Raw genomic sequence first — 10,596 nt, 5'->3', positions numbered from 1 at the left:
GTGTTGCTGATCGCCCGGTTCACCGTCACCGAACCCGAGCCGTTCACCACTCGCGCGCACCGGGCGCTGGAACTGTTGCTGGCCCAGCCAGGCTGCCTTCGTGGGCTGCTCGTGCGGTCCACCGAGTCCGCCGAGACCTGGGTGTTGACGGTCGAGTTCGCCTCCGTGGCCGCCTATCGCAAGTCGATGTCTCCTTTCGAGGTTCGTGAACATGTGATCCCGTTCCTCGCCGAAGCTGACGCCGCCGAGACCGCCGCGTACGAGGTCGTGCTCGAAGCCGACCCCGCGACGGTCCGCAGGCACACGAGCCTGCTCGCCGCCGACGCCGCGACCGTGCGCCTCGGCGAAGCGGGCGGACCCGCCGAACCACGCTGACGAGCGATCCCCGTGCACGGTGAAGTGAATAGGCCCGCTTTGTGCTGAAACTGTTTACGAGGCGATCAGTCCGGTGGGTGAATTATCCGCCGTATCCGTAGTTCTTGACCTTGTTTGTTCATCCCTTTGAACACGTCCATTCCCCCGATCGTGGAAACGATTCGCCGAGATACTCTCCACGCCTGCGACCTTGAGTTCCCCGTGGAGGATCAGTGTCAGCCGACCGGATCGATACCGTGGTCAGTCTCTGCAAGCGTCGAGGCTTCGTGTACCCGTGTGGCGAGATCTACGGCGGCACAAGGTCGGCTTGGGATTACGGCCCGCTCGGCGTGGAACTCAAGGACAACATCAAGCGCGCGTGGTGGAAGACGATGGTGCAGGGCCGCGACGACGTCGTGGGTCTCGATTCGTCGGTGATCCTGCCGCGTCCGGTATGGATCGCATCCGGGCACGTCAACGCCTTCCACGACCCGCTGGTCGAGTGCACCTCCTGTCACAAGCGCTTCCGCGCGGATCAGCTGGCCGAGGAGTACGCGGCTCGGACCGGCAAGGATGTGGCCGTCGACGCGGGGGAGGCCACCCCGGTCTTCGACCTGTCCGACGTGCCGTGTCCGAACTGTGGCAACCGCGGGCAGTACACAGAGCCGCGCGAGTTCAACATGATGCTCAAGACCCACCTCGGCCCGGTGGAGACCGAAGAGGGAATGCATTACCTGCGCCCCGAAACCGCGCAGGGCATTTTCGTCAACTTCCTGAACGTGCAGACCACCTCCCGTCGCAAGCCGCCGTTCGGTATCGGTCAGATCGGCAAGTCGTTCCGCAACGAGATCACTCCCGGCAACTTCATCTTCCGCACCCGCGAGTTCGAGCAGATGGAGATGGAGTTCTTCGTCGAACCCGGCACGGACGACGAATGGCACCAGTACTGGATCGACGAGCGGACACGCTGGTACACCGATCTGGGTATCGCCAAGGACAACCTCCGGGTCTATGAACACCCGCAGGAGAAGCTGTCGCACTACTCCAAGCGGACCGTGGACATCGAGTACCGATTTCAGTTCGGCGGCCAGGAATGGGGAGAGTTGGAGGGCATCGCCAACCGCGGCGACTTCGACTTGACGACGCACTCCAACCACTCCGGCGTCGACCTGTCGTACTTCGACCAGGCCACCGGAACCCGTTACCGGCCCTATGTCATCGAGCCCGCCGCCGGCGTCGGCCGCCCGATGATGGCCTTCCTCCTCGACGCCTACACCGAGGACGAAGCGCCCAACGCCAAGGGCGGCGTCGACACCCGGATCGTCCTGCGGTTCGACCGCAGGCTGGCGCCGATCAAGGTCGCCGTCCTCCCGCTCTCACGCAACGCGGACCTCTCGCCGAAGGCCCGTGATCTCGCGGCGAGCCTGCGCAAGCACTGGAACGTCGACTTCGACGACGCCGGGGCGATCGGCCGCCGGTACCGCAGGCAGGATGAGATCGGCACCCCGTTCTGCGTCACCGTCGACTTCGACACCCTCAACGACCACGCGGTCACCGTCCGGGAACGCGACACCATGTCGCAGGACCGTGTTTCGATGGACCAGTTGGAGTCGTACCTGGCTGGTCAGCTCGTCGGCTGCTGAGTTCCGCTCAGGAAGCCACCACCTCCGGCCTCGGTCGGGCCGACGCCAGCCGGTAGGCGCCGCGCAGTTCGTCCACGACGGCCGCGGTGTCGTCGCGGATTCGGCTCGGTGTTGTGTGTACGGACACCACGCCATGCGCGGTGAGGCGCGCGGCCCTGGTCGACACCGTGTGTTCCGCGCGCGGCGCCCAGGGACGGTGGATGTCGGCGTCCCAGGCCATCGCGATGTCGTCCCACCAGGCGTCGACCAAGCCGAGGTGGACATCGTCGGCCGTGCTCAGGCGCGCACCCCACTGGGGCGGTGGCAGCCCGGCACGCTCGACCAGCTCGCGCGCGATCCGGCCGCCCGCCAGCCGGATGCCCCGATCGATGTCGCCCAAGACCTGCCGCAGCAACGTCGTTCCCCGGGTGGAGCCGCGCGCGAGTTCGTCGTGCACGGCGTCAATGCTCACCCCGCCTCGGTGCACGGCTTCGAGCACCAGGATGCGGACCTCCCCGAATGACGGCGTCCGCCGACAGGCATCCACTGTTGCCCGAGCGAGCGGGGCCGTGGCGAAACCCTTACGCCACAGGGGGTCTGGTGGACGGTGGGTGCGCTCCACGGTCACCGAGCCGTCGGTTCGCTGCGGCCCGCGATCGGGGACAAGCAGGTGGATGGCCCCCATCGGCGGCAGTGGCAGACCATGCAGCCACATCGCTTCCCGGCCGGTCACCACACCCTCCGGGCCCACCATTCGAAGCGCCGCCTGCAGACGTTGGGTGCGCACCGGCGGTGCGTCGCTGAGCAGCACGACCCCCGGCTGAAGTCGTTGCCACGGCCCATCTCGCCGACATCGGTGCTGGATGCTGCGCCCGGAAAGCCCGAGCGCGACGAGTTCCGACGCGCGGGCGACACGGTGTGGGAACAGGCCGGGGAGATGGTCGAGATCGAGCACGGCTCGGTTGGATTCCATGCCTTGAGCGAACCTTGATCTTGGCGGCTTCACCAGGGCGGCGGGTTCCGCTGTGGATGATTTGGCGCCTCTGTGGACAACTCGGTCCGGGGTGTGGGGATTCGTCATGACCATCACGTACAGTCCCCGGGCCACCCCGATGCGCGATTGGTGAAAGGATGCGGACTGTGTCTCCCCGCCCCCGTCCCGTCCTGCGTTTTTTCCGCCGGTTGTTCATCGGAATGCTGCTGATGAGCACGCTGGTCGTCGGCGGCACGGCGTTCCGGGTGTGGCAGGTCGGCCGGGTCGACGACCGTGATCACGCCGATGTCGTCGTGGTACTCGGCGCCGCCCAGTACGCGGGAAAGCCGTCGAAGGTCCTGGAAGCCCGTCTGCGCAAGGCGAAAGCGCTCTACGACGAAGGTGTCGCCGAGTACGTCGTCACCGGTGGCGGCAGGCGCGCCGGCGACCGGTTCACCGAAGCGGAGGCGGGCCGAAACTGGCTCGTCGAGCGGGGGGTTCCCAAGGACAAGGTCATCGGTGTCGGCGAGGGCAATGACACTCTCGGCACCATGCGCGCCGTCGCGACCGAGGTCAGGCAGCGCGGCTGGGGCTCCGCGGTGATCGTCAGCGACCCGTGGCACTCACTGCGCGCCCGCACCATGGCGCACGACGCGGGGATCGACGCCTGGACTTCGCCGACGCATTCGGGGCCGATCGTGCAGTCCCGCGAGACGCAGGCGCGCTACATCCTTCGCGAGACCGCCGCGCTGCTCTACTACCGCGCGACCAAGGCCCCAGCCGACGGGATCGTGCTCGACAGCGAAGTCGGCTGACCGGCACGTACCCTCAGCCCGTGAGCCCCGGCTACTCAGATCATGACAGCGAACGGCTGTTCGCCGAGCTGCCCAAGGCCGCCGCCCTTCCCGGCTCCTGGCCCGCCGTGCGCACCCCGTTCAGCCGCGACCGCGCGCGTGTCCTGCACTCGGCGGCGTTACGGCGGCTCGCGGGAAAAACCCAGGTCGTAGGCCCCAATGAGGGCTCTGAGGTGCACGGCATCCCGCGCACCAGGCTGACCCACTCGCTCGAGGTCGCCCAGATCGGCCGGGGAATCGCCGAGGAACTCGGCTGCGATCCGGACATCGTGGACACCGCCGGACTCGCCCACGACATCGGCCACCCGCCATTCGGTCACAACGGCGAACGCGCGTTGGACGAGTCGTCGCAGGCTTGCGGGGGATTTGAGGGCAACGCCCAGACACTGCGGATCCTGACCCGCCTCGAACCGAAGATCCTCGGTCACGGCCTGAACCTGACCAGGGCGTCGCTCGACGCCGCAACGAAGTACCCGTGGCCGCGCCGCGCGGGCATCCGGAAGTTCGGTGTCTACGAGGACGACCTCGCGGTGTTCGACTGGATGCGGGACGGTGCCCCGGGTGATCGGCGGTGTATCGAGGCGCAGGTCATGGACTGGTCCGACGACGTCGCGTACTCAGTGCACGACGTCGAGGACGGGGTCCGGGCAGGCCGTATCTCACTCAGCGCCCTGGCGGACTCGACGGAACGCGCGGTGATCGCCGACCTGGCCGCCAAGCATTTCTCCAGCGAACCGATCTCGGCGCTGGAAGAGGCCGCGACAGTACTGCTGGACCTTCCGGTCGTCGGCGACCTCGCGGAAAGGGAGTACGACGGGTCGCTCGACGCCCAAGTGGCGCTGAAGCGGCTGACCAGCGAGCTGGTGGGCAGGTTCGCCGCCGCCGCTGTCACCGGTACGCGCGAAGCGCACGGGCCTGGGCCGCTCATCAGGTACACGGCTGATCTGGTGGTGCCGGAACGGGTGGCCTCCGAGGTCGCGCTGCTCAAGGCGATGGCCGTGCACTTCGTTTTGAGCGACCCCGCTCGGCTGGCCATGCAACGCGAGCAGCGCGCCTTGATCGCCAGCCTGGTGGAGACGTTGACCGAGCGTGGCCCGGCTGTGCTGGAGCCCGCGTTCCTGCCCGCATGGCATGCCGCGGCGGACGACGCGGAGCGGCTTCGGGTGGTGGTCGACCAGGTCGCGTCGCTGACGGACGCGCAGGCGATCGTCTGGCACGCGGAGCTTGTGGACAACTTCCGAGCCTGATCGCTGTGAAGTGGCACACTCGACTGACGGACATCACAAGTCGGGGAGTCAAGCCGTGTCGCATCTCGAATTCGCTCTTACTCTGCACCGTGCGGTAGCGGGCAAGCCCACCGAACAAGTGTGCTGGTCGCCCTACTCGGTGGCCAGCGCGCTGGGCTTGCTTGCTCTAGGAGCCCGCGGAGACAGTCGTCAGGAACTGGTCGACATCCTTGGCCCGCTGGATGAGCTGACCGCGACGATCGCCGGTGCGGCCACCTTGGACAAGCCGGGGCAGGACGAGGACGAACCCGCGATCGCCATCGCGAACACGCTTTGGGCGGACGCGAAGATCACGGTCGAGGACGCCTTCGTCGACGAGCTGTCCCGGTGGTCGGACGGATCGGTACGCAACGCGCCTTTCCAGCACGAGCCCCAGAAGGCGCGCGACGAAATCAACGCTGACGTCGCCGAGACGACGCGCGGCCTCATCCCCGAGTTGCTGCCCGAGGGGTCGATCGACACCGACACCGTGTCGGCTCTGGTCAACGCGCTGTATCTGAAGTGCGCGTGGCGCAAGAAGTTTCGGGAGCACGGCACCGAGCCAAAGGCGTTCCAGACCCCGACGGGCTCGGTGGACGTGCCCACGATGGAGTTGAACGAACAGGTCGGTTACGCCGCGGCTGATGGCTGGGTGGTTGTCGCGTTGCCCGCGGTCGGTGGCGTGGAGGCGGTGATCCTGCTTCCGGATGGTGACCTCGCCGACGCCGAACCGAAGCTCACCGCCGAATCCCTTGGCGCACTGCTCGGCGCGCCTGAGTCGACACAGGTCGCGTTGAGCTTGCCGAAGCTCAAGCTGACCACCCAGGCTGAGCTGTCGATCGCACTGCGGGGACTCGGGGTGACCTCGGTGTTCGGCGAGAAAGCGGACCTGTCGGGGATCAGCCCCGACCCGCTCGCCGTGCAGTCGATCCTGCACGAGTCGGTGCTGAAGATCGACGAAGACGGATTCGAGGGCGCGGCGGCGACGGCGGTGATGATGCGGTTGATGTCGATGCCCGCCGAACCGGTGGAGGTGGTCGTGGACAAGCCGTTCCTGCTGCTTGTCCGGCACGTCGACACCGGCGCGGTGTACTTCATGGCGCGGGTCACAGACCCGTCCTGAGCCGAGCTGTCACACCTTCTCGAGGTGTGTCGTCCTCATCGTGAACGGCCCGGATCGGGGGCCGACATGAGGAGGTCGACATGTCGCGGATCGCTGGTGTCACGGAAAAGGATGCATCCCTGCTGGTGCGGGCCATGTACTGGTTCGCCAAGCGCCGCTTCGGGGCCGTGCCGGAACCGTTCGCGGTGTCGGCACACCACCGCAAGCTGCTCATCGCCAGTGCTCGACATGAGATGGCGGTGGAGAAGGCGTCGAAGGAGCTGCCGGCCAGTGTCCGGGAGCTGGCGGTGTACCGGGTGGCGCAGCAGGTGGGCTGCTCGTGGTGCGTGGACTTCGGCACCATGTTGCAGCGGCACGAGGGGCTGGACATCGAACGACTGAAAGAGATCGACAACTACGCCGAATCGGACGCCTACAGCGCGCACGAGCGACTCGCCATCGCCTACGCGGACGCGATGACCGCAAGTCCGGGCACCGTGACCGACGAGCAGGTCGCTGAGCTGAAGGAGGCGTTCGGGGAGAAAGGGGTGATCGAACTCAGCTACCAGATCGGGCTGGAGAACATGCGGGCCCGCGTCAACAGTGCTTTGGGCATCGTCGACCAAGGCTTCACCAGCGGCGAGGCCTGCCGGGTGCCGTCCAACTGATCGGCAGGCCGACAGAGAGTCCGCGGGCGAAGAAGCAGTGGGGCCTGGGGTCGCCGATCGGTCAGGCAGCGCCGGACCAGGTTGGCCGCGCAGAGCTCTGCCTGGCCATTCCCGGTTGGGCTGAACGGGCCGAGCCCGGGCGAGCCGGGCCGCGGCCCGGCCGGGTTGGACTGAGCCTGCCCTGAGTCGGGGAGCTATCCCAGCCGCGAGCTGTCACATGGGGCGCGAACGTGGGCCGGTGCGGCGGGGGCTGGGGTCGGGATGGTGTGGTGGCCTTGGTGGAATGGTGGGCGCTGGTCCGGTCAGCCCGCGTAGTGGGTGAGTTTGTCGGGGTTCACGATGTCGTAGATCGTGGCGATCTTGCCGTCGCGGATAGCGAAGGTGGTCACCCGTCGGGTCAGTTCTCGGTGGGTGCCGTCGCTGGGGACGTCTGGTAGGGCCATGCCGATGTCGCCGTTGACCAGGACCAGTTGGCCTGCGCCCATGCTGTCCAGGCCGTACATCTGGATGAGGCCCAGCAGGAAGCGGCTGATCTTGTCGGGTCCGACGACGTGCTGGCGGGCGGTGCGGGCCTTGCCGTCGCTGTCGCCGATGAGGACGGCCTCCGGGTGCAGCAGGCCGACCACCCGGCCCAGGTCGCCTGCGGCGAGGGCGGTGAGGAAGTCCTGGATCAACGCGCCCTGCTCGGCCAAGGCGGCTCGCGGGGGTGGGTCGGCGTCGGCGGCTGCTCGGCGGCCGCGGGAGGCGTGTTGGCGGGCGGTGGCGTCCGTGCAGCCCAGGGTGGCCGCGATCTCGCCGAACGGGACGCCGAACGCGTCGTGGAGGACGAACGCCACGCGCTGTTCCGGGGTCAGCTTGTCCAGGACGACCAGCGCCGCCATACGGACGCCGTCGTCGCGGACCACCGCGTCCAGGGGGTCCTCGCTGGTCGGGGTGCCGAACGGGGTGATCATCGGCTCGGGCAGCCAGGGGCCGACGTAACGCTCCCGGCGGGCCGTGGCCGAGCGCAACCGGTCGAGGCAGATGCGGCCGACGACGGTGGTGAGCCAGCCGCGCAGGTCGCGGATCTCCTGGCGAGCCTGTCCGTCCAAACCGGACAGTCGCAGCCACGCTTCCTGGACGGCGTCCTCGGCGTCGGTCAGGGTGCTGGTCAGCCGGTAGGCGACGCCGAGCAGGTGGGTGCGGTGCTCGGTGAAGCGCTCGGCCAGCGCTACGTCGCCTACGGTCACGACACCATCCTAATGACCGGCTGGTCATCGCTCCGGGCACCGCGCATAGACTCGTCTGTTGTGGCGGGGCGAATCCGGGAAAGTGACATAGCGCAGGTACGCGAGCGCAGCCGGATCGACGAGATCGTCGGCGAGTACGTGGCTCTCCGCAACGCGGGTGGTGGCGCGCTCAAGGGGCTGTGCCCGTTCCACGACGAGAAGACGCCGTCGTTCAACGTGCGGCCGACGCATGGGACGTTCCACTGCTTCGGCTGCGGCGAGGGCGGCGACGTGATCGCCTTCGTGATGAAGATCGACCACCTCTCGTTCGTCGAGTCCGTCGAGCGACTGGCCGAACGGGTCGGGCTGCAGCTCACCTACGAAGGCGGCGGGACCAGCGTCCAGCGCGATCGCAGCACCCGCTCACGACTCGTCGACGCGCACCGCGCCGCCGCCGAGTTCTACGCCGAGCAGCTGCGCGGCCCCGACGCGATCGTCGCCCGCGAGTTCCTCGCCGAGCGCGGGTTCGACCAGGCCGCCGCCGCCACGTTCGGCTGCGGATACGCGCCGGCGGGCTGGGACAAGCTGACCAAACACCTCCTCGGCCGCGGCTTCGAGGTGCAGGAGCTGATCAAGGCCGGGCTGGCCAAAGAGGGCAGGCAGGGGCCGATCGACCGGTTCCACCGCAGGCTCCTCTGGCCGATCAAGGACATCGGCGGCGACGTCGTCGGCTTCGGCGCGCGCAGGCTCTTCGACGACGACCAGATCCAGGCGAAGTACCTCAACACCAGCGAGAGCCCGATCTACAAGAAATCCCAGGTGCTCTTCGGGCTCGACATGGCCAAGCGGGAGATCGCCAAGCGGCACCAGGTCGTCGTCGTCGAGGGCTACACCGACGTGATGGCCATGCACGCCGCCGGCGTGCTGACCGCGGTCGCGTCCTGCGGCACGGCGTTCGGCTCCGAGCACATTCTCGTCCTGCGCCGCCTCCTGATGGACGACGACGCGTTCCGCGGTGAGGTGATCTTCACCTTCGACGGCGACGAGGCCGGCCAGAAGGCCGCGTTGAAGGCGTTCGACGACGACCAGCAGTTCTCCGCGCAGACCTTCATCGCCGTCGCCCCCGACGGCATGGACCCGTGCGAGCTGCGCCAGGCCAAGGGCGAGGTTGCCGTGCGCGACCTCGTCGCCCGCAGGCAGCCGCTGTTCGCCTTCGCGATCCGCGCCGAACTCGCCTCGCATGACCTCGACACCGCGGAGGGCCGGGTCGAGGCGCTGCGCCGGACGGTGCCGATGGTGGCCCGGATCAAGGACCACTCCCTGCGCGACGAGTACGCGCGCCAGCTCGCCGGCTGGGTCGGCTACGAGGACGTGGCCTCCGTCGTGCGCCGGGTCCGCGAGAACGCCGGCGGACCCGCGCCGGTGCGCCGCGGCAGGCCCGTCGACCCGAACCAGGGTGCCTTGGCCGTGGACGTCGAGGGACCCCCCAAGCCCGACCCGCGAGACCCGCGGCTCAACGCCCAGCGCGAGGTGCTCAAGCTGGCCCTGCAGGAACCGTCGCTCGCGGGCCCGATGTACGACTCGCTGCCGATGGAGGTCTTCACCGGCCCCGCGTACGCCGCGCTGCACCGCGCCATCCTGGACGCCGGCGGCACCGCGTCCGGGCTCGCCGGGATCGAGCTGATGGAAGCGGTGAGCAAGAGTTGCACGGCGCAGTCGGTGAAGGCGCTAGTCAGCGAACTGGCCGTCGAGCCGATGCCGCTGCCGAACAAGAACGCCGCCGCCGAGCGCTACGCCTCGGCCATCCTCGCGGCCCTGCAGCGTGAGCTCGTCGCCCGCCAGATCGCCGACATCAAGTCGCGGCTGCAGCGGGTCTCGCCGATCGAGCAGCCGGACGAAGCGCGCGCGCTCTGGGGCGACCTGGTCGCGATGGAAGAGTGGTACAAGGCGTTGGGCAAGCAGGCCGCCGGGGGGATGGGATGAGCTTCCTGGACCGCCTGTTCGGCGGTGTTCCCAAGGGGTTCCCGGGCAAGCTGGACGCCCACGAGGCGGTCGCGGCCGCCGCGACTGTGCGCGGTGGCGGCCACCTTGTCGCCACTTCGCACGGCCTGTGGGTGCCCGATGGCGAGGGCGCCCGTCGGATCGGCTGGCACCGCATCGCCAAGGCGACTTGGGCGAGCGGGGTGTTCGTCATCGTCGAGGCCGAGGAGTCGGAGAAGGTCGGAGACGCCGTCGTACTGGCCGATCTTCCCCCGCTCAAGATCGCCGTCGAGGCCCCCGGCAAGCTGCCGCAAGCGGTGCACCGGCGGGTGACGGGCTCGATCCGGTCGCGGCACCACCGGGATCTCCCAGGTGGGGGAGCGTGGTTCGTGCAACGCAAAGTGCCTGGTCAGGACGGCATTGTCCTGCAGGTTCGGCCCGATCCCGGCACGGATCTCGACGCTGTGCGCGTGGTCGCGGCCGAGGTGTCGGCCAAGATCGCCGAAGCGAAAGACCTCGCGGACCACGACCTGGACGGCTAGGCTAACAGTACGATCATACTGTTAGCGG

The 10,596-nt window shown here is 68.3% G+C and carries 10 protein-coding genes; 8 read left to right on the top strand and 2 right to left on the bottom strand.

Annotated elements, in window-relative coordinates:
- Entirely contained in the window at positions 1–375 is a 375-nt protein-coding gene (locus ACUZ2Y_RS11295; protein ID WP_476329587.1) for an antibiotic biosynthesis monooxygenase family protein, read from the top strand.
- A 212-nt stretch (positions 376–587) separates the two neighbouring features.
- Positions 588–1,997 carry a glycine--tRNA ligase gene (locus tag ACUZ2Y_RS11290; protein ID WP_476329584.1) on the top strand — a complete coding sequence of 470 codons (1,410 nt, stop codon included), beginning with the start codon at positions 588–590 and terminating at the stop codon, positions 1,995–1,997.
- A gap of 7 nt (positions 1,998–2,004) precedes the next feature.
- Here ACUZ2Y_RS11290 and ACUZ2Y_RS11285 read toward each other — a convergent pair whose 3' ends face one another.
- Positions 2,005–2,949 (bottom strand): hypothetical protein, encoded by a 945-nt coding sequence (locus ACUZ2Y_RS11285; RefSeq protein ID WP_476329581.1) that lies wholly within the window; start codon positions 2,947–2,949, stop codon positions 2,005–2,007.
- A 158-nt stretch (positions 2,950–3,107) separates the two neighbouring features.
- On the opposite strand from ACUZ2Y_RS11285, the gene ACUZ2Y_RS11280 reads away from it, so the two are divergent.
- The 4 genes from ACUZ2Y_RS11280 (at position 3,108) to ACUZ2Y_RS11265 (ending at position 6,838) form a co-directional block, all read left to right on the top strand.
- Positions 3,108–3,764 (top strand): YdcF family protein, encoded by a 657-nt coding sequence (locus ACUZ2Y_RS11280; RefSeq protein WP_476329578.1) that lies wholly within the window; start codon positions 3,108–3,110, stop codon positions 3,762–3,764.
- 20 nt (positions 3,765–3,784) lie between these two features.
- Positions 3,785–5,050, top strand: coding sequence for a deoxyguanosinetriphosphate triphosphohydrolase (locus tag ACUZ2Y_RS11275; RefSeq protein WP_476329575.1), 1,266 nt, complete (start codon positions 3,785–3,787; stop codon positions 5,048–5,050).
- A 55-nt stretch (positions 5,051–5,105) separates the two neighbouring features.
- On the top strand, positions 5,106–6,191 hold the full coding sequence (locus tag ACUZ2Y_RS11270) for a serpin family protein (protein WP_476329573.1): 1,086 nt from the start codon (positions 5,106–5,108) through the stop codon (positions 6,189–6,191).
- Positions 6,192–6,271: 80 nt separating this feature from the next.
- Entirely contained in the window at positions 6,272–6,838 is a 567-nt protein-coding gene (locus ACUZ2Y_RS11265; RefSeq protein WP_476329570.1) for a carboxymuconolactone decarboxylase family protein, read from the top strand.
- A 302-nt stretch (positions 6,839–7,140) separates the two neighbouring features.
- Here the strand turns inward: ACUZ2Y_RS11265 and sigJ are convergent, their stop codons facing one another.
- Positions 7,141–8,067, bottom strand: a complete 927-nt coding sequence (sigJ, locus tag ACUZ2Y_RS11260; protein ID WP_476329567.1) for an RNA polymerase sigma factor SigJ — start codon at positions 8,065–8,067, stop codon at positions 7,141–7,143.
- 60 nt (positions 8,068–8,127) lie between these two features.
- Here sigJ and dnaG point away from each other — a divergent pair, with 60 nt between their 5' ends.
- On the top strand, positions 8,128–10,029 hold the full coding sequence (gene dnaG / locus ACUZ2Y_RS11255) for a DNA primase (RefSeq protein ID WP_476329564.1): 1,902 nt from the start codon (positions 8,128–8,130) through the stop codon (positions 10,027–10,029).
- Positions 10,026–10,568, top strand: a complete 543-nt coding sequence (locus ACUZ2Y_RS11250; protein ID WP_476329560.1) for a hypothetical protein — start codon at positions 10,026–10,028, stop codon at positions 10,566–10,568. The genes dnaG and ACUZ2Y_RS11250 overlap by 4 nt, the downstream gene beginning before the upstream one ends.
- Positions 10,569–10,596 lie beyond the last annotated feature (28 nt).

Source organism: Actinokineospora sp. UV203, assembly GCF_056323665.1.
Note: the sequence above shows the minus strand (reverse complement) of the source record. Positions and strands in the feature narration are given on the sequence as shown.

Bases quoted from the DNA above. Each gene is read 5' to 3' on its own strand.
- ACUZ2Y_RS11280 (WP_476329578.1), top strand. From the start codon at position 3,108: ATGCGGACTGTGTCTCCCCGCCCCCGTCCCGTCCTGCGTTTTTTCCGC.
- ACUZ2Y_RS11285 (WP_476329581.1), bottom strand. From the start codon at position 2,949: ATGGAATCCAACCGAGCCGTGCTCGATCTCGACCATCTCCCCGGCCTG.
- ACUZ2Y_RS11250 (WP_476329560.1), top strand. From the start codon at position 10,026: ATGAGCTTCCTGGACCGCCTGTTCGGCGGTGTTCCCAAGGGGTTCCCG.
- ACUZ2Y_RS11265 (WP_476329570.1), top strand. From the start codon at position 6,272: ATGTCGCGGATCGCTGGTGTCACGGAAAAGGATGCATCCCTGCTGGTG.